A 23,094-nucleotide genomic window follows, 5' to 3' on the forward strand; every position below is an offset into this window, starting at 1 on the left:
CGTCGGCTGACGCCTGCGGCCCGCCTGCGAGAAAAAATGCAGGCGGCAGGTACCACAGGTGCAGCCGGACAACACCCGGCCTTCCCTGCGCGATGGTCTTCACGCTTATACGCAGTCTGCCTGGTGCGCCGGGCTTGTTGGCCACCATGGCTCGCGCGGCGCGCATGCGCCGTCACGAACGTAGCACCAGCATCGGGGTGCCAGCACGCTGCGACTTCACGTCCGCGCCCTGCCGTTCGTCCGCGTAGCCAGGCTACGCTGCGACAGGATCGCGGCCACCGCTCCCCGCCCCGCGTGTCGTGACGATCGCGCGCAACGCCCCTTCGGTGGGACGGGATGCGCGTATCAAATCATGTTATTCGGAAAAACGAAAGCTGAATTTTTCAGCCATCGGGGCTGAACGAGACGATCATATTGACCGCGCTCGCGATCTTTCTTCATCGGCGGCGATGATTTCAGTGACGGCCAGGGCCTTCGCGACGGCCTTCAGCGCCGGTTTCACACATGCCGATTTGCCCGACGAGCACGCGTCGACCGAACGGACCTAGCCGCTCGCAAGGCGTTCGAGATCCTCCATGACCGGCGGAAGCTTCTCGTCCGCCCCGAACTGCCGATACCAGCACCACAGCTCCAGCGAGAACAGCAGACGATAGATCGCGAGCGTCGGCTCGGCCGCCCTTCGGCTCATCGGACCATAGCCATCCAGAAACGCCTCGCGCTGCGCGGGCGAGAGATAGTAGATCGCTTTGGCGACATCCTTGAGCGGATCGCCGGCCAGCGCGCCCTCGAAATCGACGACACCGGTGAGCTCGACCCGGCCGCTGTTGACACGCGCGAGCACGTTCCCAGGATGGAGATCGTTGTGGCACAGCACCGGCGCACCGCAGGCCGCGAACAGATCGCTCGCGTCGGCCACACGGCTCGCGATGCGCGCGGCGAGATCAGTCGCTCCGCCGCGATTGCGAAACTCTGCCAGCTTCCGTTCGAACTGAGAGCTGAGATAGCTGCGATTGTCGGCGCGGCCCGCCATGATGCCGTCGGCGCCGATATAGCCGAACGCATCCATCGCAATGTCGTGAAACGCACGCGACAACCGGCCAACCTGCTCGAACGCTGCACGCCGCTCCGAGGCCGGCAACGCCTCCTCGAGCGGACCGAGCGGTTCACCGTCGAGCCGGCTCATGAGGACGTAGTCCAGACCGATCAGCTCGCGCGAGGCGTCCGCCGCGCGCAGCAGCGGCGCCGGCACCGGCAGACGATCCCGGACCAGATCGAGCAGCCGCGCCTCCTTGCGCATCTTCCAGCTCATGCTGTCGGGATAGATCTTCAGCACCAGCGACGGCTGGTCGCCTCGTAGAGCCAGCGCATATACGGCACTGATCTCGCCACCATACAGCAGCGACACCGAGGCAACCCGCGCGTCGATGTCAGCGCGCGCCAGCATTGCATCGGCGGTTGCGTCATCGACCACGAGATTGGGCCTGATCGAAAGCGGCGACATGGCGACAAGGCTCCGCTCGCGGGACATTCTGCGAGATGGCATGCGACGTCGTTTGCCTAACTGCGCGCGCCCGTCGCGGTCAAGCTCCCGGCAGGCAGGTCCATGCGTCGGCGGACCTCCCGTGTCGAGGGAGGCTGCGGCGAGACCATCACGTCGCCGCGAGCCCCGATCGGGTTCACGCATGTCTACCCCACTGAATGGCGTTTTTTTCCGCGGAAGTCCTCGAACCGAGCTCTGCAAGCCGCCGTCGAACCTCGCAAGCGGACCATTCCGGCTTCGCCGAAACGAAGGATGGACACCATGTCGAGATTATCGAAGCTAGCCTTGATCACTTTGGGCGCTCTCACCGCCGGCGCGGCCATGACGAGCGCGAACGCGCGCGAGACCCAGTGGCCGGGCTGTGAACTCGTCTCCTGGACCGCATGCGGCACTGAGGTTCCGGTGCAGCAGGCCGGGCGGCGTCCCAATCGAGATACGTCGCCGATCTACATGAAGCAGACCGACCCGCGCTACAGCAGCGCGATGACCGCGGCCGGTGGCGGCGGAGGTGGCGGTGGTGGCGGTGGCGGCGGTGGCGGCGGTGGCGGCGGGCGCTAACATACACCAAGGCGGCGGCCGGATCGGCTCGTAGGGTGGGCAAAGGCGCAGCCGTGCAATCTCCACATACGAGATCGTCGTGGCGCCGTGCCCACCATCCTTGCCAATGAGTTTGCTGATGAGTTCGCGGATGGACGGTGGGCACGCCGCCGCCTTTGGCGGCCGCTTTGACCACCCTACCCGCCATGCGTCCGCGCCGTCGACGGTGCCTGACTCAACGATGTCGTCGACGGTGCTTGGATCTGCGTAGCTACACTGCGCCCGCCTTCTGCGCGTACTCCCAGGCCTGCTTGGTCATCGGCACCATGCGCTTGACGGACTCGATGGCCTTGTCGTTGGCGGCGGTGCCGTCGCGGATGCGGCCGATGATGCCCTGGAGAATGCCGGCAAGGCGGAACAGATTGTAGGCGAAGTACCAGTTGAGGTCGGGCAGCTCGGTCCCGGTGACGCCGCGATAGATTTCCGCCGCCTCCTCCATGGTCGGAATGTTCAGCGCCTTGAGATCGACGCCGGCGAGGCCGGGCATGATCCACTGCATCAGCAGATAGGTGAAGTCGGCCATGGGATCGCCGAGCGTCGACAGCTCCCAGTCGAGCACGGCGATGACGCGCGGCTCGGAGGCGTGGAAGATCATGTTGTCGAGCCGGTAGTCGCCATGCACGATCGAGACGCGCTGCTGCACCGGCAGGGTGCGCGGCAGCCATTCGATCAGCTTCTCCATCTCCGGCAGATGCTCGGTTTCCGAGGCGCGATATTGCTTGGTCCAGCGGTCGACCTGGCGGGCAAAGTAGTTGCCGGGCTTGCCGAAATCGGCCAGCCCAATCGCGGCGGGATCGTAGGTGTGCAATTTGGCCAGCGTCTCGATCTTGCTGGTGAAGATCGCGCGGCGCTCGGGAGCCGCGACATGCGGCAGGGTCGGATCCCAGAACACCCGGCCCTCCTCCATCGACATGATGTAGAAGGCCGAGCCGATCACGCTGTCGTCGTTGCAGAGCGCATAGGCGCGCGCGACCGGGAAGCCCTGCTTGCCGAGGGCCGCGATGACGCGGAATTCGCGATCGACGGCATGCGCCGACGGCAGCAGCTTGCCGAACGGCTTTCGCCTGAGCACGTAGGAGCGCGACGGCGTGTTGAGCCGGTAGGTCGGATTCGACTGGCCGCCCTTGAATTGCAGCACGGTCAGCGGGCCGGCATAGCCCTCGACATGCTCGGCCATCCAGGCCGCGAGCCTGGCCTCGTCGAAACGATGCCGCTCCTCGACCGGCTTGGTGCCGGAGAATTCTTCGTCCTTTTTGACGCCGTCGGCCACGACGAACTCCCTTGGTCGCTTGGTGTGATCTCTCATCCATCGAGCGGCGGCCATCTGCGCCATTCGATCCCTCCGTCATTGCGAGCCGGCGGGCGCGCGGAGCGCGTTCGCCGAGCGAAGCAATCCAGAGTCCCGGCGGAACCCTGGATTGCTTCGCTACGCTCGCAATGACGGAGATCGTGGTTGCGAGCGTGCCGAGAAACGTAGGATGGGCAAAGCGAAGCGTGCCCACCGTCTTGCTTCAAACGCGAATGGTGGGCACGCATCCGCCTGCGCGCTGCGCGCACAGCCGGATGCTTTGCCCACCCTACAAGTTCGCGCTCAGTGGCGCGGCTCGTTGGCGTATTTCTTCATCTCGAGCCGGGCGATGGCGCGGTTGTGGACCTCGTCCGGGCCGTCGGCCAGACGCAGCGTGCGGATGTTGGCGTAGTCCTTGGCAAGACCCGCATCATCGGACACGCCGGCGCCGCCGAACGCCTGGATGGCGTCGTCGATGATCTTGAGCGCCATGTTGGGAGCGGCGACCTTGATCATGGCGATCTCGCCCTGCGCGGTCTTATTGCCGACCTTGTCCATCATGTCGGCGGCCTTGAGGCAGAGCAGCCGGCACATCTCGATGTTGGTGCGGGCCTCGCCGATGCGCTGCTCCCACACCGAATGCTCGATGATCTTCTTGCCGAAGGCGGTGCGGGTCATCAGCCGGCGCACCATCTTCTCCAGCGACTCCTCGGCCTTGCCGATGGTGCGCATGCAGTGATGGATGCGGCCCGGACCGAGACGCCCTTGCGCGATCTCGAAGCCGCGGCCCTCGCCGAGCAGGATGTTCTCGGCGGGCACGCGCACGTTCTCGAGCAGCACCTGGGCATGGCCGTGCGGCGCGTCGTCGAAGCCGAACACCGGCAGCATCTTCTCGACCTTGATGCCGGGAGTGTCGAGCGGCACCAGGATCTGCGACTGCTGCTGATGCTTGGCGGCCGACGGATCGGTCTTGCCCATCAGGATCGCGATCTTGCAGCGGGGATCGCCGACACCCGATGACCACCATTTGCGGCCATTGATGACGTAGTGATCACCGTCGCGCACGATGCGGGTCTCGATGTTGGTGGCGTCGGACGAGGCCACGGCCGGCTCGGTCATCAGGAACGCCGAGCGGATCTCACCGTCCATCAGCGGGCGCAGCCATTTGCGCTTCTGCTCCTTGGTGCCGTAGCGGATGAACACCTCCATGTTGCCGGTGTCCGGAGCGGAGCAGTTGAACACCTCGGAGGCCCAGGAGATGCGGCCCATCTCCTCCGACAGCAGCGCGTATTCGAGGTTGGTCAGGCCGGCGCCGCGGAACTCGTCGTCCTCGTGCGGCGACGGCGGCATGAACATGTTCCACAGGCCCTCCGCCTTCGCCTTGGCCTTCAAATCCTCGAGAATCGGAATCACCTTCCAGCGGTCACCCTCGGCGTCCTGCTGCTTGTAGATCGGCACCGCCGGGCGGACATGCTTGGTCATGAAGCTGCGCACGCGCTCCAGCCATTCCTGCTGCTTCGCCGACATCGTGAAGTCCATGGGACTCTCCTTGAGCGTTTCCTCGAACCTTGTTGGGCCGCAGTGTCGATCCGCCGGCCGCGTCTGCGCAAGAGCGTTCTTGCGCGGCACGGTTTCCCAGGGATCGTCGCTGCAGCGCCGAAATCTCGCCCCGCGGAAGCACCGCGATTGACATTCCGGTCGTCTCAAACAATAGTTTCATACAATTGTTTGAAACGCAACGGGGACCCGATGGCGACCGACCAGACCCGGACTGCGATCCTCGTGGCGGCCGAGCGGCTCTATGCCGAGCGCGGCTTCTCCGACGTCACCTTGCGCGACATCGTGGCGGCGGCGAACGTCAACCTCGCCGCGGTGAACTATCATTTCGGCTCCAAGGACGAGCTGATCGCCGAGCTGTTCGTGACGCGCTCGATCGCGCTCAACCGCGAGCGGCTGCGCGAATTGCGCGAAGCCGAGGATGCCGGCGGCGGCCGCGCCGAGATCGGCGCCATCCTGCGCGCCCTCGTCGGCCCGATCCTGCGCGGCTGCCTGGGGCCACAGAACCAGCGCTCGCCGGTGGCGCAGTTCATGATCCGCGCCTCGATCGAATCGGTGCCACCGATCCGCCGCATCAAGACCAAGGAAATCGACCACTTGCGAAAATTCGCCGCGGCGATGGCCCGCGCGCTGCCGGAGAGTTCCGAGGTCGACCTGTTCTGGGGCCTTCACTTCGCGCTCGCCATGGCGCATCACACCATCCGCGAGAGCGAGCGTCTGACAAAACTCTCCGATGGCCAATGCGACCTCGACGATGTCGAGGATGTGATCGACCGCGTGGTGCGCGGTGCCGTGCTCGGCTTGACCGCGCGTGTGCCGGCGGCAAAGTCAGCGCCGAAGGTTGCGGCGCGCGAGGCGCGCTGACGAGAATGGAGCAAGCCTGATGACGCAGCGCCTGCGATTGATCATGGCCGTCGCCGCCGCGGCGCTCGCGATGGTTTCGGCCAGCGAGCCGGTGCTCGCGCGTGGTGCCGCCGCCAACATCATGAACTCCCCCGGTTATCAAAGGCGCTTGCAGGAGTCGCGGCAGCAACTCGGCGCACCGCCGCCTGCGCCCTACGTGGCAGAGCCGGGCTATCACCGGCCGAAACCGAAGCGGCACAGGCATCACCGTACACGTTAGCGGGGAGCAGTCCCCACCCACGCCCGCTGTCATTCCGGGGCATTCGCGCGCAAGATGGCGAAGCCATCTTGAAACAGCGCGAATGAGCCCGGAATCCATAACCACGAACAGCAGTCGTTCGGAGACAGCGGCCACGTCCAGCTCGCTCTACCTTGACCGCTTGTGGCTATGGATTCCGGGCTCGCGCTTACGCGCGCCCCGGAATGACGAACGGAGAGAGCCGGGATTCGGAGGAGCTACACCACGCCCTGCTGCTTCAACGCCGCGATCTTCGCCGCGTCGTAGCCGAGCCCCGCCAGCACGTCCTGCGTATGCTCGCCGAGCAGCGGCGGGGCGCGGTAGTCGGTGATCGGCGTGCCCGAAAAGGTCAGCGCGTTGCGGATCACCGACAGTTGCGGCTCGAACTTGTGCTCGACCTTGACCTCCATGCCGCGCGAGCGGACGTGCGGATCGGCGAACACGTGGGCGAAGTCGTTGACGGGGCCGCAGGGCACGCCGGCCTTCTCCAGCTCCTCCAGCCAATGCGCGACCGAGTTCTTCAGGAACAGGCCGGCGAAGATCGCCATGATCTCCTTGCCGTTGACGACGCGGTCGTTGTTCTTGAGGAATTTGGGATCGGTCGCGAGCTCCGGCGCGCCGAGCACCGCGCAGGTGCGCGCGAACTGCGCGTCGTTGCCGACCACGAGCATCAATTCGCCGTCGGTGCAGCGGAACACGCCGGCCGGCATGCCGCCATTGCCCCAGGTGCCGCGCCGCGGCGGCGACTTGCCGTTGATCAGGAAGATCTGGGCGTAATGCGACAGCGACGCGATCACGGTGTCGAACAGGCAGACGTCGACATGCTGGCCGCCGCCGCCATTGACGTCGCGGTGGTACAGCGCCGAGAGGATGCCGATCGAGGTGTTCATGCCGGTCATGTAGTCCACAATCGAGGGACCGACCTTCATCGGCCCCGCCCCCGGCTCGCCGTCCATGTGGCCGGTGACGCTCATCAGCCCGCCCATCGCCTGGAAGATCGCGTCATAGCCGGCGCGCGGCGAATACGGCCCGGTCTGGCCGAAGCCGGTGACCGAGCAGTAGATCACGTCGGGATTGACCGCCTTGATGGCCTCGTAATCGAGGCCGTAGCGCTTGAGATCGCCGACCTTGTAGTTCTCCATGAACACGTCGCAGTCCTTGGCGAGCGCGCGGATGATCTCCTGCCCCTCGGGCGAGGCGATGTTCACCGTCACCGACTTCTTGTTGCGGTTGGCGCAGATGTAAAACGAGTTGTTGTTGTTGGCCTTGCCCTCGGGGTCTTTCAGGTAGGGCGGGCCGAAAGCGCGCGCGTCGTCGCCGGTGCCCGGCCGCTCGATCTTGATCACCTCGGCGCCGAGATCCGCCAGCATCTGGGCGGACAGCGGCCCGGCCAGCACGCGGGTGAGGTCGAGAATCTTGATGCCAGATAGCGGCAGCGCCGACATGGAGTTCCTCCGGGAATTTATTCCTTGTGGCGGACATGCCCCGTGAGGCGCCGCCAGTCACCCGCGGATACACCATTTCGCGGCCCCGAGCACTGCGCTCTCGGCATGCCGCAATGTCGTTGGGGACACATGCCCCTCTGCCGCCATAGAGGCCGTCATTCCGGGGCGTGCGCAACACGAGCCCGGAATCCATCCCTCTGCATCACCGGTGGTGAGGCGACGGGCGGTGGCATCACGTTCCGCCCAGATGATTCCCGCAGATCACGACGCTACGCCGCGCGCAGCTGGCTCACGAACTGGTCGACGTCGTGGCGCAGATCGGCGGACAGCTTTGACAGCGTGCGCACGGAGTCGAGCACGCCGCCGGCGGCCTGGCCGGTGGCAGCGGTGGCCTCCGACACGGTCGAGATGTTCTGCGACACCGCGTTGGTTCCCTCGGATGCCTGCTGCACGTTGCGCGCGATCTCGCGCGTCGCGGCGCCCTGCTGCTCGACCGCCGCCGCGATCGCCGAGGCGATCTGGTTGACGCGATGGATGGTCGAGGAGATCGCCTGGATGGCGTCCACCGAGGCCTTGGTGGCGCTCTGAATGCCGGCGACCTGCGAGGTGATCTCCTCGGTCGCCTTCGCGGTCTGGTTGGCCAGCGTCTTCACCTCGGCGGCCACCACGGCAAACCCCTTGCCGGCCTCGCCGGCGCGGGCCGCCTCGATGGTCGCGTTCAGGGCCAGCAAATTGGTCTGCTCGGCGATGCCGCTGATCAGCGCCACGACGTCGCCGATCCGCTGCGCTGCATCCGACAGTGCCCGCACCTCGTCATTGGTCTTCTCCGCCTGCGTCGCTGCTGCGCTGGCGATCGAGGTCGACTCGGTGACCTGGCGGCTGATCTCGCTGATCGAGGCCGACAACTCCTCCGTCGCCGCCGCCACCATCTGGACATTGCCCGAAGCGCGCTGCGACACGTCGGCGACGGACGAGGCCTTCTGGCGGCCCTGGTCGGCGGTCGCCGACATCGACTGCGCGGTTGCGTTCAGCTCGCTCGAGGCCGAGGTCAGCGTCTTCAGCGACGAGGTCACGGTCGCCTCGAATTGCCGGATCAGCGCATCGACGGTGGCCTGACGCTGCTCGCGCCGGGCCTGCGCAGCTTCCTTCTCACTTGCAAGCTGGTCGCCGGCGATCATGCTGTCCTTGAATACGGCGACGGTGCGCGACATCTCGCCGATCTCGTCGCGACGGGCGAGCCCGGCGAGCTCGATCGTGTAGTCGCGATCGGCCAGGCGCTGCATCGCCGCGGCCAGCGAGCGGATCGCCGCCGAGATGCGGCTCTGCACCACGACCATGCCGACGAGCGCCACGGCGAGCGCGATGCCCATCATCACGAGGTTGATGATCAGACTCTCGCGCGCCTCCCCGATGCGCCGGCCGGCGACCGCGACCATCTCCGCCAGCGCCGCATTGGCGGCGTCGACGCTGTAGGACAATAGCGCGGTGTTGAGCTTGGACAGCTCGGCGAACTTGAAGTCGATGCTCTGGTTGTTGCGCAGCGCCTTGACGAGCCCGGCCTGCTGCTCGGCCATGGCCGTGGCCTCCGCCTGCTTGGAGCGGTTAACGGCATCGACGAGCGCAGCAGGCGCGTCGGGCCGCGCGGCGGCCGTCTGCACCTGGCTCCAGGCCTGCGCCTGCCGGCCGGAATCATCAGCGCCGGCAACGATCTCGGCGACGCTCCACGGCTTACCCGAAGCCGCCGCGTTCTCGATCTTGATCGCGAACTGGCCGCCGAAATTGCGCGCCGCCCAGGCCGACTGCTTGACGTTGACCATCTGGTCCACGGCGGGATCGGCAAGCTTCATCGTCTCCTCGAGATCGGCGGCGATGACGAGCAGCGCATCGAGATAGTCCTGCGCGGCCTTGCGGAAGGCATCGGCGGTTTGCCCGTCGCGCGACGTCTTGGGCTGCCTGATGGCCCGCTCGGCGTCGGGCCGCAGCGAGGCCAGCCGGTCATGCGTCGCGACGAGCGTGCTGAGACGGCTCGCGATCTTGGCGTCGGCCACGCCGGACAGCGCCTCCTGCACCTGCTTGTAGGCCGTCTCGGATATCTGGCGGTTGGTCGTGATGCGCGTCTCCGCCGCCTGGTCGGCCGTCCCCTCCGCGGCCAGGGTGGCCAGGAAGGTGCCGCGCTCGAGCCGGAAGCCGATCAGGGTGTTGAACAGCTGCTGGTCGGCGCTGGCGAGCCGCGCGATCCGCTGCGCCGACTGATAGCGGCCGAGCGCGTCGACCAGGCCGGTGGCGAGGCTGCCGATCAACAGCAGCGCCAGCGCGCCGATGATCAAGCCGAGAACGGTTCGTATGGTCAGGCCGTCGAGCAATCGCATCTGATCAATCCACCCCGAAGTATTGCGGGACTACTTTCATCTGTTGTCGTTAATAATTCGTCGGTCGCCGTCCGCCGCCGCACTTGCGAATGCTCCGCAAAATTACGGACATCGTCGACTTTCTTGCTTCGTTTTGTGTGCAACCCGCGGCCCGACACATCGGGACATACGGAACAAGACCCTGTTAAGCGCCCCGGTCGACAGCTTGAGGCAGGTTTGATGTCGCAACCTTCGGAGCACGCCATGACGTCGATCTCTGCCTCCTCCATGAGTGGCTTCTCGCCACTCGATTTGCTCAAGCAGGAGCTCACCAAGGAAGTCTCGGCCGGCAAGGTCAGTTCGACCGACCAGACCGCGTTGTCGTCAGCGCTCGACGACATCGATTCGGCGCTGACGAGCGGCAGCAGCAGCTCGTCCGCGTCGACGAGCTCCACGCCGCCCTCACCCAAGGAGATGCAGTCGAAGATCGACGATCTGATCCAGAGCGAGGTCGACAGCGGCAAGCTCACCTCGGACCAGGCAACCGAGCTGAAGAACGTGTTCGCCAACGCCTTCTCCGGCGGTCCGGGCGGCGCCGGCGGCCCGCCGCCCGGCCCGCCGCCGAGCGACGACTCAAGCACCGACACCACGTCGAGCACCTCGTCATCGACGTCGACGGACTCCTCGTCCCAGATCGAGGAGCTGCTGAAGAAGCTGCTCGAGGCGCTGCAGAGCTCGAACAGCAGCACGACGTCGTCCTACAGCGCCAGCGGCAGCAGCTCCTCGAGCTCGACCAGCAAATCGCTGGTGGTGGATTTTTCGGCCTGATCCGGCCTTGCGCCGCGCAGCCAGTGCGGTCGCTTGGCGCATTGTCCTCTCATCCCAGTCATTGCGAGCGTAGCGAAGCAATCCAGAGTCCTTGCTCGGCCCTGGATTGCTTCGCTACGCTCGCAATGACGGTGGCGAGGCAGACGGGCTACACCACCGTCACTCCGGCGCGTTGAACGTGCGCGCAAAGTATACCGGCGCGGCCGCCTTCTTTAGACGGTAGAGCTGGGCCGGTCGGTTCGGCCCCTTGCGCATCTTGTCGATCGGCTCGATCAGGTCGGCTGAGAGCATGCGGGTGCGGAAGGCGCTCTTCTCCAGCGGACGGTCCAGCACGATCTCGTAGGTCCGCTGCAGCTCGGGGAGCGTGAACTCCTCCGGCATGAGATAGGCGGGCAGCGAGGTGTATTCGACCTTGTTGCGCAGCCGCTGTACGGCGGCCTGCAGGATCTCGGCATGGTCGAAGGCGAGCTTCGGCTTCACGCCTGCGCCTTGAAGCGGAAACCATTGCGCATCGGCCGCCAATGCGGCCTCCGCCGCTGACGACGGGATCAGTGCGAAATAGGCATGGGTCGCCGACCAGCCGCGCGGATCGCGCGTGGCACTGCCCCAGCTGCCGAGCTGCTCGAGATACGGACTGACGACGCCGGTCTTTTCGGCGAGCTTGCGCCGGGCGCAGGCGGCGAGATCGGCGTCCTTGGTCACGTCGACGAAGCCGCCCGGCAGCGCAAACGTGTCCGGGAACGGCTCACCGTCACCCTGGCCGCGGCGTACCAGCAGCACATGCAGCGCCTCCTGTCGGATCGTGAAAATGACGATGTCGACCGTGGTCAGCGGCCGCGGAAAATCCAGGCCGGCCCTTCTGGCGCCCGCCTGATCGCCTGCGCCTGCGCCTGCGCCCCCGCCGTGCCCCTGCCGTCCCGCCATACCGCCGCTCCCGCCGATTTTGCCCCTTGACACTAGCACACTTAGTTGTACTGTCCAACTTACTTAGTTGGCGTGACACACTTATGTCGCCAAACGTCAGGAGACCGCCATGTTCGGCTTACGTTTCATCAAGGCCCAGCCCACCACCTATTTGCTCAAGTACCGTGCCGGCGCGATCGTGGAGGAAGGCGCCGGGCTCTCCACCTTCTATTACGGACCCGCCACCTCGCTGGTCGCGATCCCGATCGGCAGCCGCGACGCCGCCTTCATCTTCCAGCAGATCGCCCGCGACTTTCAGACGCTGACGATCCAGGGCCAGGTCACCTACCGCATCGGCGAGCCGAAGAAGGCGGCGGCGATGCTGAACTTCACCCTCAAGCGCGACGGCAAGACCTACGAGTCCGACGACCCCGAGGAGCTGCCGCAGCGCGTGCTCGGCGCGGTCGAGGTGCTGGCGCAGCAGGCGGTCAAGGACATGACCCTCCGGGAAGCGCTGCGCGCCTCCGATCGTATTGCCGAGGCGATCGCAGCCGGATTGAAGCAACGGGCCGACATCGATGCGCTGGGTCTTGAAATCCTCGGCGTCGCCGTGCGCGCGGTGAAGCCGACGCCGGAAACCGCCAAGGCGCTGGAGGCCGAGGCACGCGAGGCGATCCTGAAGACCGCGGACGAGGCCATCTTCGCGCGGCGCAATTTTGCCGTCGAACGCGAGCGCGCCATCCGCGAGAGCGAGCTCGACACCGAGATCGCGGTCGAACAGAAGAAGCGCTCGATCCGCGAGACGCAGATGGATGCGGAGGCCAGCGTGTCCGCGAAGAAGAACGAGCTGCGCGAGGCCGGCATGGTCGCCGACATCGCCCTGGAGGCCAAGCGCAAGGACTTTGTCTCGCTGAACGCGGCCAACACCCGCACGCTGGCGGACGCCGAAGCCTACCGCGTTGGGGCGCTGATGAAGATCTTCGAGGGCGTCGACACCCGCGTGATCCAGGCGCTGGCAGCGACCGGCATGCAGCCGGGCCAGCTGATCGCGCAGGCGTTCTCTGGGTTGGCCGAAAAGGCCGAGAAGATCGGCCAGCTCAACGTCTCGCCGGAGCTGCTGAACAGCCTGATGCAGAAACCCGCGGAGGCCCCCCGTGTCCGGCAATGACCGCAAGGTGGTGCTGGTCACCAGGAGAACGCGGCTGGAGGAGCTGATCGCAAAGTTCCTCACCGCGGACCAGGCCCGCTTCTATGTCGAGCATCTCGGCGCCGACTTCTCCGACTACGAACGCGAGCACGCGGCCTACCAGGCCGCGCGCGCCACGGCGACGCAGACCCTGGAGCGCTGGGGCCGCTACCAGATCGTCGACCGCGGCTTCCTGCCGAACTTCATCTTCGGCCCCGCCGATATCGTCGCGGCCCTCGGCCCCGACGGGCTGGTCGCCAACACCATGAAATATCTCGACGGCCAGCCGCTGCTCGGCCTCAACCCGGACTCGCAGCGCCATGACGGCGTGCTGCTGCCGTTCGCGCCGGATGATCTCGCGAGCCTCTTGCCGGAGGTGGCCGCCGACAAGCGCGCGGCCAAGGCGGTAACCATGGCGCGCGCGAGCCTTGCCGACGGCCAAGTGCTCTACGCGGTGAATGACCTCTTCATCGGCGCCCGTACGCATGTGTCGGCGCGCTACGAAATCGCGACACGCCAGGCGCAGGAGCGGCAGTCCTCCAGCGGGCTGATCGTGGCGACCGGGCTCGGCTCGACCGCCTGGTTCAAGAGCATCGTCACCGGCGCGCTGGCGATTGCCGGCAGCTATGGCAGCCACGGCGATCGCGACTACACCGCCCTGCCCTGGGACGCCCGCGCGCTTCGCTTTGCCGTGCGCGAGCCGTTCCCGAGCAAGACCTCCCAGACCTCGCTGGTGTGCGGCGGCCTCGATGGCGGCGAGACCTTGCGGCTGCGCTCGCTGATGCCGGAGAACGGCGTGATCTTCTCGGATGGCATCGAGGCGGATCATCTCGATTTCAATGCGGGGACCGAGGCAGTGATCGGGATTGCGGAACGCCAGGGGCGGCTGATTGTATAGTCTGCCTCTGCAGGTTGCTCTGCCGATGGCGCGCCCCGCTCTCACCGCGTCATTGCGAGCGCAGCGAAGCAATCCAGAATCCCGCCCACCACCCTGGATTGCTTCGCTGCGCTCGCAATGACGGCGGCAATAGCCCGGGTCTCCTCGCGCATATCGCTCTGCGCCGGGGGTTGCACGCTCTCTCCACGCCGTCATTCCGGGGCATTCGCGCGCAAAATGGCGAAGCCATTTTGAGGCAGCGCGGATGAGCCCGGAATCCATAACCACGACCGTTTGCTTGTCGAAGATTGGCTCAACGATCATCTCGCGTCACACGCCAGCCTGTGGCTATGGATTCCGGGCTCGCGCCGCTGCGCGACGCGCCCCGGAATGACGGAGAGAGCGCGGACGGCGCATCAGCTCCGCGAAAACACCAGCACGCCATTGGCGGGAATCGTCACGTCAGCCGAATTCGGCTGGCCGTGCAGCGCCGGGCCGCTGGCGGTCACCGCGCCGTTGTTGCCGACGACGCCGGGATTGACCCAATTGTCGTAGACGTCGCTGTTGAACACCTCGTGCCAGGTGCCGGCAGCGGGAAAGCCGATGGCGTAGTCGCGCCACGGCGTTTCGCTCAGGCTGACGATCACCATGACGTCGTCGCCCTTGCCGTCCCAGCGGTGAAAGGCGAGGACGCGGTTGGCGTCGTGGACGTGGACGATGGCGCAGCCTTCGCTCGTCAGCGCCGGATGGGTGCGGCGGATGGCGATCAGCTCGGATGTGAAGCGCATCGCATCCGCGGTGATCTTGTCCTCGCCGTCGAGCAGCGCCCATTGGATCGTGGTGTCCGGGTTCGGCGTGTCGCTCCAGGGCCGGTCCTCGAACAGCTCCTGGCCCATGAACAGCATCGGGATGCCCGGCGCGGTCAGCAGCAGGCCGGTGGCGACGCGGCAGCGGCTGCGCGCGTACCAGCAGCGGCTGTCGATAGGATCGGCGAGACGCGAGATGCGCGGCTCGCGGCCGGCATAGACGATGTCGTGGTTCTCGATCGAGTTGACCGCGCGCCAGCGATTGCTCAGGCCGAGATCGGCGATCGCGGCGGCGATCGGCTGCATGGCAACCTGCGCACCCGCGCCTCCAGCGGCACTCGCAATCGCGCCGCGCACGGCGAGCCGCAGGCCGTCGCTCCAGGTCGCATCGAAGCCGGCGCCGCCTTGCGCGATGTCCTTCACCACCCACGGATTGACCGGCCAGAACTCCGCGATCTGGATCGCGTCCGGTTTCTCGGCGCGCAGCGCCTCGGTGAGCTGCTGGCAGGTCGCCCAGCCGCCGAAGCGGTCCATCACGCTGACCTCGTCGAAGCGCAGGCCGTCGGCGTGATACTCGCGATAGAACATGATGGCATTGTCAACGAGGTACTGCCGCACGTCGGCGTTCCAATAGGCAAACACCTGGCCGCCGGCCCAGCCCTGGTCGGTGAAGTACAGGCTGCGGTTGGAATCGCCGTAAGGCTGGCGGTCGAAGAACCAGATGCTGGCCTCGTCAAAACCGCCGCCGGCGTGATTGTAGACGACGTCGAACAACACGGCGATGCCATGGACATGGCAGACGTCGATCAGCGCGCGCAGCTGATCGTCGCAATGCCTGATGACGCCGATATCGGCGTAAGGCGCAGCACCCGCGGCCGTCAGGATCTCGTTGGTGCGCGCGAAGTAGGCCGCGAGATGCGCCTCCTCGTGCTCGCCATAGTCAGTCTCCGGGCTGAACAGGTCGGTGCCGTTGTAGCCCATGCTGAACATCGACGGGAATTCCTGCACCGGCAGCAGCTCGATGGCGTTGATACCGAGCTTCTTCAGATGCGGCACGCGCTCGATCACGTCGAAGAAGCAGCCGTCGGGATTGCCGGCCTTCATGTCGAAGGTGCCGACATGAAGCTGATAGATCACCAGCTCGTTGCTGGGCGGCGGCGTGAAGTCGGTATCATGCCAGGGAAAGGCTTGCGGGTTGCGCAGCACCGAATGCGCCTGCGGGAATGGCGGATCGACGGTGAGCAGCCGCGCGTGCGGATCGCGCTTGTAGCCCGAATTGCCCTCGCCCTCGACGAAATACATGTAGGCGTCGCCGTCCTTCAGGCCGGGGATGAAGATCGCCCAATGGCCATTGCCGATCGGCGCGAGGCGGCAGCTCGCATCCTGCGCCCAGTCGTTGAACGGGCCGGACACGTAGACCGCCTTGGCATGCGGCGCGAACACGCGGAAGGTGGCGCCGCCCGTCACGAGCGTGCCGCCCATGGGAGCCTGGAGAAGATGCATCTGCCGCAGCGAAATCCTCAAGCCTTCGGGAAATGGCGGCAGCGTAACAGGTTCCAGCAGCATATCCATGTCAGCGGCTCCCGCTCAGAACAGCCGCGCGCCGTTCGGGACGGTCTTGTCCGGCTGGAACAGCACGACGTTGCCGGCCTCGTCCGGGAAGCCGAGCGTCAGCACCTCCGACATGAACTTGCCGATCTGCCGCGGCGGGAAGTTGACCACGGCCGCGACCTGGCGGCCGACGAGCGTGGCCGGATCGTAGAGCGAGGCGATCTGCGCGCTGGAGCGCTTGGTGCCGATGGCGGGGCCGAAATCGACCGTCAGCTTCAGCGACGGCTTGCGCGCCTCCGGATACGGCTCGGCGGCCACGATGGTGCCGATTCGGATGTCGACGGCGAGAAACTGGTCGAAGCTGATCTGCGCTGCCGCCGGTGCTGTCGGATCATGGGCGAGATGCATGGCGGCCTCCTCGAACGCGGGACATGCTGCACCGGACGGAGTTCCGGCGCGGCGGTGGACTTGAGATTCCTCAACCGAATCAATTTCTAGTCGCCGGGTCGGGCGGTGACAATGCACGGGCCTGGGGATGGCGCGTGCGCAGGGACGATTGGGAAGGTCGGTGTGGCCGATGAGCAGCAGGAGGCCCCGCATCCTCCCCGCGCCCGCTTGGAGAAGAGCCCCGCCGCTTCCCCACCCTCCGCCGTCGTCCCGGCGAACGCCGGGACCCATCACCACCGGCCGTCGTCGTGACACGAGACAGCCATGCTTGCGCAAGCAACCACCTGCACGGAGTATGGGTCCCGGGTCAGCGCCCCGCCGCCGCTTCGCGTCGCCAGGGCTTGCCCGGGACGACGGTAGAGGCCGGCGTGAGAGCGGAGGATCGGAGTTGCATAACGGTGTCTGCGATGACCTGTCGCCTCAACACGGTCGTCGAGACGAACGCATCGTCTTTCCTCCGTCATTGCGAGCGCAGCGAAGCAATCCAGGATGGTGTGCGGGACTCTGGATTGCTTCGCTACGCTCGCAATGACACGCGGTGAGAGCGTAGGTCACCACGTAGAGTGTCACCGAGTAGCCCCGATCAGCGTAGCGATATCCGGGGTCAACCGCGCTGGTCATGTGAACCCGGATGTCGCTGCGCTCATCCGGGCTACAGTCCCGATCACACATTCTCCAGATGACACGCCACCCACTGGTCCTCGCCCTTCAGCCGCAGCTCCGGCACTTCGCTGCGGCAGCGGTCGAACGCCAGCGGGCAACGCGTGTGGAAGCGGCAGCCTTTCGGCGGGTTGACCGGGCTCGGGACGTCGCCCTTGAGGATGATGGGCGAGCGCTCGGCGCCGGGCTCCGGGACGGGCACGGCTGACAGCAGCGCCTTCGTGTAGGGATGGCCGGGCGACGCAAAGATCTGCCGTCGGGGCGCGATCTCGACGATCTTGCCGAGATACATCACGGCGACGCGGTGCGTCATGTGCTCGACGATGGCGAGGTCGTGGCTGATGAACAAGAGCGCGAGGCCGAACTCGCGCTGCAAATCCTGCAGCAAATTGACGATCTGCGCCTTGACGGAGACGTCGAGCGCGGACACCGCCTCGTCGCAGACGATCAGCTCGGGCTTGGCAGCGAGCGCACGCGCAATGCCGATGCGCTGGCGCTGGCCGCCGGAGAATTCGTGCGGGCGGCGATTCACGGCGTCGCGCGGCAGGCGGACGATCTCCATCAATTCGGCAATGCGCGCGTCGAGCTCGGCCTTGTCCTTGGCGAGACCGAAATTGTTGATCGGCTCGGCGAGGATGTCGCGAATCCGCATGCGCGGATTGAGGCTGGAGAACGGATCCTGGAACACGACCTGCACGCGGCGGCGCATCTCGCGCAGCCGGTGCGGGCCGAGATCGTCGATGCGCAGACCGTCGAGCACGATCTGGCCGCCGGTGATGTCGAACAGGCGCAGGATGGCGCGGCCGACGGTCGACTTGCCGCAGCCGGATTCGCCGACCAGCGACAAGGTCTCGCCCCGCGCGATCTCGAACGACACGCCGTCGACGGCGTGCACCTTGCTCTTGGTGCGGCCGAACAGGCCGCCCGAGATCGGGAAATGTTTCTTGAGGTCGTTGACCTGGAGCAGCGGCATGGTCATGCGGCGGCCTGCTCCTTGGCAGCGAAATGACAGGCGGCGATATGATGCGCAGCTTTCTGCTCCAGGCCCGGCGCGTATTGGCGGCAGAGATCCGTGGCCAGCGCGCAGCGGCCGGCGAACACGCAGCCCTCGATGCGCTGCTTGAGGTCCGGCACCTGGCCGGGAATTTCCGCCAGCCGCTTGGTCTCGCCCGACAGCGACGAGCCGAGCTTGGGCAGCGCGCCGAGCAGGCCCTGCGTATAGGGATGGCGCGGCGAGCGGAAGAGCTCCTTCACCGGAGCTTCCTCGACCTTGCGTCCAGCATACATCACCATCACGCGCTCGGCGACCTCGGCGACGACGCCGAGATCGTGCGTGATCAGGATGATCGCGGCACCGACGCGCTGCTTCAGCTCCAGCATCAGCTTGAGGATCTGCGCCTGGATGGTGACGTCGAGCGCGGTGGTCGGCTCGTCCGCGATCAGGAGTTTTGGATTGCAGGCCAGCGCCATCGCGATCATCACGCGCTGGCGCATGCCGCCCGACAGCTGGTGCGGATATTCGCGCACGCGGCGCGCGGGCTCGGGGATGCCGACCAGGGTCAGCATCTCGACGGCGCGCGCCTCGGCCTGCGCCTGGTCGAGTCCCTGGTGCAGCCGCAGCGTCTCGCCGATCTGGCGGCCGACGGTCAGCACGGGGTTGAGGCTGGTCATCGGCTCCTGGAAGATCATCGAGATGTCGTTGCCGCGCAGCGCGCGCATCTCGCGATCGCTGAGCGTCAGGATGTCCCTGCCCTCGAGCTTGATCGACCCCGCGATCTTGCCCGGCGGCTCCGGGATCAGGCGCATCATCGACATCGAGGTGACCGACTTGCCGCAGCCGGACTCGCCGACGATGGCCAGCGTCTCGCCGGGGTTGACGTGGAACGACACGCCGTCGACGGCGCGGTTGATGCCGGTCGGCGTGCGGAAATGGACCTGGAGATTCTCGACCTCGAGCAGCGGCATTTATAGGTGCTCCTGGCGAGAGATCGGGGCCTCATGGTTCGAGACGCGCCGCGCGCTCAACATTAGCCACCCTTCGACCAGCCGCGGCGCGCGGCGCTCCTCACCATGAGGGTTTGGGTTTGCATCAGGAGCGGCACATCGGCGATAAGCAGCGCCGCCACGTGCAGCACTCTCAACCCTCACCCTGAGGAGCTCGCCGGAGGCGAGCGTCTCGAAGGGCGAGGCCCCGACTCGGCCGTCAAGTTTTGACATAAGACCGCTCATGGTGATTTCGCCATGCGCGGATCGAGCGCGTCGCGCAATCCGTCGCCGACGAGATTCACCGCCAGCACGGTCACCGACAGGAACGCCGCCGGGAAGAACACGATGTAGGGCTTGACCTGCCACAGCGCGCGGCCCTCGGCCATGATGTTGCCCCAGGACGGGATGGTCGGCGGCGTGCCGGCGCCGATGAAGGACAGGATCGCCTCGGTGATCATGGAGCTGGCGCAGATGTAGGTCGCCTGCACCAGCATAGGCGCCATGGTGTTGGGCAGGATGTGGCGCAGGATCACCATCGGCGTGCGCGTGCCCGAGGCGACGGCGCCGTCGACATAGGGCTGCTCGCGCAAGCTGAGCACGACGCCGCGGATGAGGCGCGCGACGCGCGGGATCTCGGCGATGGTGATGGCGAGGATGACGTTGCCGACGCTGCCGCGCGTCAGCGCCATCAGCGCGACGGCGAGCAGGATCGGCGGGATCGACATCAACCCGTCCATGCAGCGCATCAGCACGCCATCGGCCCAGCGCAGGAAGCCGGCGACGAGGCCGATCGCGAGCCCGATCAGCGACGCGGCGAGCGCGACCGACAAGCCGACCGTCAGCGAGACGCGGGTGCCGTAGAGCACGCGCGAATAGATGTCGCGTCCCAGCGCGTCGGTGCCGAACCAGAAATCCGCCGACGGCAGCCGCGTGCGCTTGGCCGGCGCGATCGCGGTGGGATCGACGGTGAACAGGAACGGCGCGAATACGCCGATGATGACGAGCACCAGCAGCAACGCGCCGCCGATCGCGACCGTCGGATGGTTGCGCAGAAAGCCGATGGCGCCGCGCCGGATCTTTGGCGCCGCCATCAGGTCCGGCAGGCGAGGCGCGACGATGAGGCCCGGCGGCGGAGAGGTTGTGGTCGTGGCGGTCAATAGCGGATCCTCGGGTCGACCAGGGTGTAGGTGATGTCGATCAGGAGATTGACGAGCACATAGACGAAGCTGAACAGCAGCACGATGCCCTGGATGACGGGATAGTCACGGCGCAGGATGGCATCGATGGTGAGGCGGCCGAGGCCGGGAATGGCGAACACGCTCTCGGTGACCACGGCGCCGCCGATCAGCAGCGCGATGCCGATGCCGACCACGGTGACGATCGGCACCGCCGCGTTCTTCAGCGCATGGATGAACAGGATGCCGCCCTGCCCGAGGCCCTTGGCGCGCGCGGTGCGGATGTAGTCCTGCTGCAGCACCTCGAGCATCGCGGCGCGGGTGATGCGCGCGATCAGCGCGATATAGACGCAGCCGAGCGCCACCGCCGGCAGGATCAGGTTCTGCAGCCACGGCCAGAAGCCTTGCGACAGCGGCGTGTAGCCCTGCACCGGCAAGAGGTCGAACTTCAGCGCGAACACATAAGCGAGGATGTAGCCGACGACGAACACCGGCACCGAGAAGCCGAACACGGCGAAGGCCATGATCACGCGATCGATCCACGTGCCGGCCTTCCACGCCGCGATCACGCCGAGCGGCACCGCGATGAGGATGGTGAGGAACAAGGTCACCATCATCAGCGACAGGGTCGGCTCGATGCGCTGGGCGATCATCGCCGACACCGGAAGATTGGTGAAGATCGATGTGCCGAGATCAAAGTGCAGCAGACGCCACACCCAGCTGCCGAACTGGACCAGGAAGGGCTGGTCCAGTCCGAGATTGGCGCGGATGCGCTCGACGTCCGCCGGGCTCGCCTGGTCGCCGGCGATGACAACGGCCGGATCGCCCGGCGCGATGTACAGCAGGCTGAAGACGAACAGCGCGACGATCGCCATCACCGGCAGGGTCGACAGCACGCGTCGAAGCGCATAAGCGAGCATGTTTGGTCAGTGCCTCACGCGGTCTTCGACACGCCCCAGAACAGCGGGATCGGCCCCTTGGTCACGCCGGACACGTTCTTGCGCCAGGCGGTGTAGCCGAGGAAGAAGCCGGTCGGCGCGAACACCACGTCGTCGATCGCCGCCTTGTTGATGCGCCCGGCAACCGCCTTCTCCTCGTCGAGCGACTTGGCGTTGAACCAGTTGGTGATCTCCGTCTCCACCTTCTCGCTGCTCGGCCAGCCGAACCACGCCTTGTCGCCATTGGCGCGCAGCGCATTGTAGGCCGCCGGGTTGATACAGTCGGCGCCGGCATGCCAGGTGTGGAACATGTGCCAGCCGCCCTGCGACGGCGGCGTCTTCTGCGCGCGGCGGGCGCCGACCGTGCCCCAATCGGTGGCGACGAAGTCGACGTTCATGCCGAGCTTCTTGAGCAGATCGGCGGTGACGTCACCGAACGCCTTGGTGATCGGCTGGTCCTGCGCCACCACGCAGGTGATCGGCTCGCCCTTGTAGCCGGCTTCCTCGAGCAGCTTCTTGGCAGCGGTGAAATCGCGCTTGCCCTTGAGGATGTCGCCGCCTTCCTCGGTGTAGAGCGGCGTGCCCGGGGTGAAGAAGCCCGGCAGCGGCTTCCACAGCGCGTTGTCGTCGCCGACCAGCGCGCGCATGTAGTCCTCCTGGCTCATCGCCATCAGGATCGCCTGGCGTGCCTTCGGATTGTTGAACGGCGCATGCAGATGGTTGATGCGGAACGCGCCGACATTGCCGAGGGGATCGCCGATGTCGACGCCGATGTTCTTGTTGCCCTTCAAGACCGGCACGAGATCGGTGATCGGGTTCTCCCACCAGTCGACCTCGCCGTTCTGCAGCGCGGCGGCGGCCGTCGCGGGGTCCGGCATGATCACCCACTCGACGCGATCGACCAGCACCTGCTTGCCGCCGGCGAGCCACACCGGCTTTTCCTGGCGCGGCACATAGTCGGCGAACCTCTCGAACACGGCCTTGGCGCCCGGCACCCATTCGCCCTTGGCGAATTTGAACGGGCCGGAGCCGACATATTCGGACATCTGCTTGAACGGGTCGGTCTGCGCGATGCGCTCGGGCATGATGAAGGCGCAGGGCGCATTGCCCTTGCCGAGCGCGAACAGCATCTTCGGATAAGGCTGCTTCAGCACCCATTTGAAGGTCTTGTCGTCGACCGCGGTGAGCTCGTTCTGGATCGCCTTGAGCATCAGGCCCATCGGATCGCGCGCCGACCAGCGCGTCAGGCTGGCGACGACGTCCTTGGCGAGCACCGGCTCGCCGTCATGGAATTTCAGGCCCGAACGCAGCTTGAAGGTCCAGGTCAGGCCGTCGGAGGAAACCTCTTCGGACTCCACCATCTGGCGCTGCGGCACGAACTTGTCGTCGATGCCGTACAGCGTGTCCCACACCATCGCCGCCGCGTTGCGCACGACATATTGCGTGCCCCAGATCGGATCGAAATTGGCGAGATTGGCTTGCGGCACAAAACGCAGGGTGCGCGCCGAAGCGCCTTGGGCAATCGCCGGCGCCGCGAAGCCGCCCGTCAGCGCCAGACCACCCGCGCCCGCCAATCCCTTCAATACCGTTCTGCGATCCATGTTCTCTCCTGATGCAACGTGCCTGAGATCAATTGCCGAATTTGTAAGCAAGGCCCATGCCATGAGCGTGGAGTGCATTCATTTGAACGCAAATGAGGCATGGAGCGCAAGCCCGTCTCTCTCCACCCGTCATTCCGGGGCGCGCGCAGCGCGAGCCCGGAATCCATAGCCAAGGGATGCCGTGTTGGGCACGCAAGGAGTGACATCTCGCCCTCGCACG

20 protein-coding genes are annotated in these 23,094 nt (G+C 66.2%); 7 read left to right on the forward strand and 13 right to left on the reverse strand.

Features of this window, described 5'->3' with window-relative positions; genetic code table 11:
- Positions 1 to 299: 299 nt before the first annotated feature.
- Positions 300 to 548 (forward strand): hypothetical protein, encoded by a 249-nt coding sequence (locus tag ACQR1Y_RS02085; protein WP_434858682.1) that lies wholly within the window; start codon positions 300 to 302, stop codon positions 546 to 548.
- Here the strand turns inward: ACQR1Y_RS02085 and ACQR1Y_RS02090 are convergent.
- On the reverse strand, positions 545 to 1,501 hold the full coding sequence (locus ACQR1Y_RS02090) for a phosphotransferase family protein (RefSeq protein ID WP_434875595.1): 957 nt from the start codon (positions 1,499 to 1,501) through the stop codon (positions 545 to 547). The two genes, ACQR1Y_RS02085 and ACQR1Y_RS02090, sit on opposite strands and share 4 nt — an antisense overlap.
- 300 nt (positions 1,502 to 1,801) lie before the next feature.
- Between ACQR1Y_RS02090 and ACQR1Y_RS02095 the strand changes: the two genes are divergently transcribed.
- Positions 1,802 to 2,098: a hypothetical protein gene (locus ACQR1Y_RS02095; protein WP_434894293.1), complete on the forward strand. Its 297-nt coding sequence runs from the start codon at positions 1,802 to 1,804 to the stop codon at positions 2,096 to 2,098.
- 250 nt (positions 2,099 to 2,348) lie between these two features.
- Here ACQR1Y_RS02095 and ACQR1Y_RS02100 read toward each other — a convergent pair whose 3' ends face one another.
- Together ACQR1Y_RS02100 and ACQR1Y_RS02105 are read right to left on the reverse strand one after the other, a co-directional pair.
- Positions 2,349 to 3,407, reverse strand: coding sequence for a phosphotransferase family protein (locus ACQR1Y_RS02100; RefSeq protein WP_434875593.1), 1,059 nt, complete (start codon positions 3,405 to 3,407; stop codon positions 2,349 to 2,351).
- A 321-nt stretch (positions 3,408 to 3,728) separates the two neighbouring features.
- Positions 3,729 to 4,964, reverse strand: coding sequence for an acyl-CoA dehydrogenase family protein (locus ACQR1Y_RS02105; RefSeq protein WP_250174032.1), 1,236 nt, complete (start codon positions 4,962 to 4,964; stop codon positions 3,729 to 3,731).
- A gap of 210 nt (positions 4,965 to 5,174) precedes the next feature.
- Here ACQR1Y_RS02105 and ACQR1Y_RS02110 point away from each other — a divergent pair, with 210 nt between their 5' ends.
- Together ACQR1Y_RS02110 and ACQR1Y_RS02115 are read left to right on the forward strand one after the other, a co-directional pair.
- Positions 5,175 to 5,846 (forward strand): TetR/AcrR family transcriptional regulator, encoded by a 672-nt coding sequence (locus tag ACQR1Y_RS02110; protein ID WP_434875592.1) that lies wholly within the window; start codon positions 5,175 to 5,177, stop codon positions 5,844 to 5,846.
- A 19-nt stretch (positions 5,847 to 5,865) separates the two neighbouring features.
- On the forward strand, positions 5,866 to 6,105 hold the full coding sequence (locus tag ACQR1Y_RS02115) for a hypothetical protein (protein ID WP_434875591.1): 240 nt from the start codon (positions 5,866 to 5,868) through the stop codon (positions 6,103 to 6,105).
- A gap of 236 nt (positions 6,106 to 6,341) precedes the next feature.
- Here ACQR1Y_RS02115 and ACQR1Y_RS02120 read toward each other — a convergent pair whose 3' ends face one another.
- On the reverse strand, positions 6,342 to 7,568 hold the full coding sequence (locus tag ACQR1Y_RS02120; protein ID WP_434875590.1) for a CaiB/BaiF CoA transferase family protein: 1,227 nt from the start codon (positions 7,566 to 7,568) through the stop codon (positions 6,342 to 6,344).
- Positions 7,569 to 7,837: 269 nt separating this feature from the next.
- Entirely contained in the window at positions 7,838 to 9,937 is a 2,100-nt protein-coding gene (locus ACQR1Y_RS02125) for a methyl-accepting chemotaxis protein (RefSeq protein ID WP_434875589.1), read from the reverse strand.
- A gap of 243 nt (positions 9,938 to 10,180) precedes the next feature.
- Between ACQR1Y_RS02125 and ACQR1Y_RS02130 the strand changes: the two genes are divergently transcribed.
- Positions 10,181 to 10,744 (forward strand): hypothetical protein, encoded by a 564-nt coding sequence (locus ACQR1Y_RS02130; protein WP_434875588.1) that lies wholly within the window; start codon positions 10,181 to 10,183, stop codon positions 10,742 to 10,744.
- A 159-nt stretch (positions 10,745 to 10,903) separates the two neighbouring features.
- On the opposite strand, the gene ACQR1Y_RS02135 is transcribed toward ACQR1Y_RS02130, so the two are convergent.
- Positions 10,904 to 11,668, reverse strand: a complete 765-nt coding sequence (locus ACQR1Y_RS02135) for an NUDIX hydrolase (RefSeq protein WP_434875587.1) — start codon at positions 11,666 to 11,668, stop codon at positions 10,904 to 10,906.
- Positions 11,669 to 11,777: 109 nt separating this feature from the next.
- On the opposite strand from ACQR1Y_RS02135, the gene ACQR1Y_RS02140 reads away from it, so the two are divergent.
- Together ACQR1Y_RS02140 and ACQR1Y_RS02145 are read left to right on the forward strand one after the other, a co-directional pair.
- Complete coding sequence (locus ACQR1Y_RS02140; protein ID WP_434875586.1) at positions 11,778 to 12,815, forward strand: SPFH domain-containing protein; 1,038 nt, start codon at positions 11,778 to 11,780, stop codon at positions 12,813 to 12,815.
- Positions 12,802 to 13,731 (forward strand): sugar kinase, encoded by a 930-nt coding sequence (locus tag ACQR1Y_RS02145; RefSeq protein ID WP_434875585.1) that lies wholly within the window; start codon positions 12,802 to 12,804, stop codon positions 13,729 to 13,731. Before ACQR1Y_RS02140 ends, ACQR1Y_RS02145 begins: the two co-directional genes overlap by 14 nt.
- 395 nt (positions 13,732 to 14,126) lie before the next feature.
- Here the strand turns inward: ACQR1Y_RS02145 and ACQR1Y_RS02150 are convergent, their stop codons facing one another.
- The 7 genes from ACQR1Y_RS02150 to ACQR1Y_RS02180 all read right to left on the reverse strand — a co-directional run bounded on the left by ACQR1Y_RS02150 (position 14,127) and on the right by ACQR1Y_RS02180 (position 22,874).
- Entirely contained in the window at positions 14,127 to 16,088 is a 1,962-nt protein-coding gene (locus ACQR1Y_RS02150; protein ID WP_434875584.1) for an alpha amylase C-terminal domain-containing protein, read from the reverse strand.
- 15 nt (positions 16,089 to 16,103) lie between these two features.
- Positions 16,104 to 16,475 carry a tRNA-binding protein gene (locus ACQR1Y_RS02155; protein ID WP_434875583.1) on the reverse strand — a complete coding sequence of 124 codons (372 nt, stop codon included), beginning with the start codon at positions 16,473 to 16,475 and terminating at the stop codon, positions 16,104 to 16,106.
- A gap of 703 nt (positions 16,476 to 17,178) precedes the next feature.
- Positions 17,179 to 18,153: an ABC transporter ATP-binding protein gene (locus tag ACQR1Y_RS02160; RefSeq protein WP_434875582.1), complete on the reverse strand. Its 975-nt coding sequence runs from the start codon at positions 18,151 to 18,153 to the stop codon at positions 17,179 to 17,181.
- On the reverse strand, positions 18,150 to 19,139 hold the full coding sequence (locus tag ACQR1Y_RS02165; RefSeq protein ID WP_434875581.1) for an ABC transporter ATP-binding protein: 990 nt from the start codon (positions 19,137 to 19,139) through the stop codon (positions 18,150 to 18,152). Before ACQR1Y_RS02165 ends, ACQR1Y_RS02160 begins: the two co-directional genes overlap by 4 nt.
- A gap of 260 nt (positions 19,140 to 19,399) precedes the next feature.
- Complete coding sequence (locus ACQR1Y_RS02170; protein ID WP_434875580.1) at positions 19,400 to 20,317, reverse strand: ABC transporter permease; 918 nt, start codon at positions 20,315 to 20,317, stop codon at positions 19,400 to 19,402.
- On the reverse strand, positions 20,314 to 21,255 hold the full coding sequence (locus ACQR1Y_RS02175; RefSeq protein ID WP_434875579.1) for an ABC transporter permease: 942 nt from the start codon (positions 21,253 to 21,255) through the stop codon (positions 20,314 to 20,316). The genes ACQR1Y_RS02170 and ACQR1Y_RS02175 overlap by 4 nt, the downstream gene beginning before the upstream one ends.
- Before the next feature lie 14 nt (positions 21,256 to 21,269).
- The gene (locus ACQR1Y_RS02180; RefSeq protein ID WP_434875578.1) at positions 21,270 to 22,874 is read right to left on the reverse strand and encodes an ABC transporter substrate-binding protein; all 1,605 of its coding nucleotides are present in this window, start codon (positions 22,872 to 22,874) and stop codon (positions 21,270 to 21,272) included.
- Positions 22,875 to 23,094 lie beyond the last annotated feature (220 nt).

The organism is Bradyrhizobium sp. HKCCYLRH3099, from assembly GCF_051167855.1.
Lineage (GTDB): Bacteria > Pseudomonadota > Alphaproteobacteria > Rhizobiales > Xanthobacteraceae > Bradyrhizobium.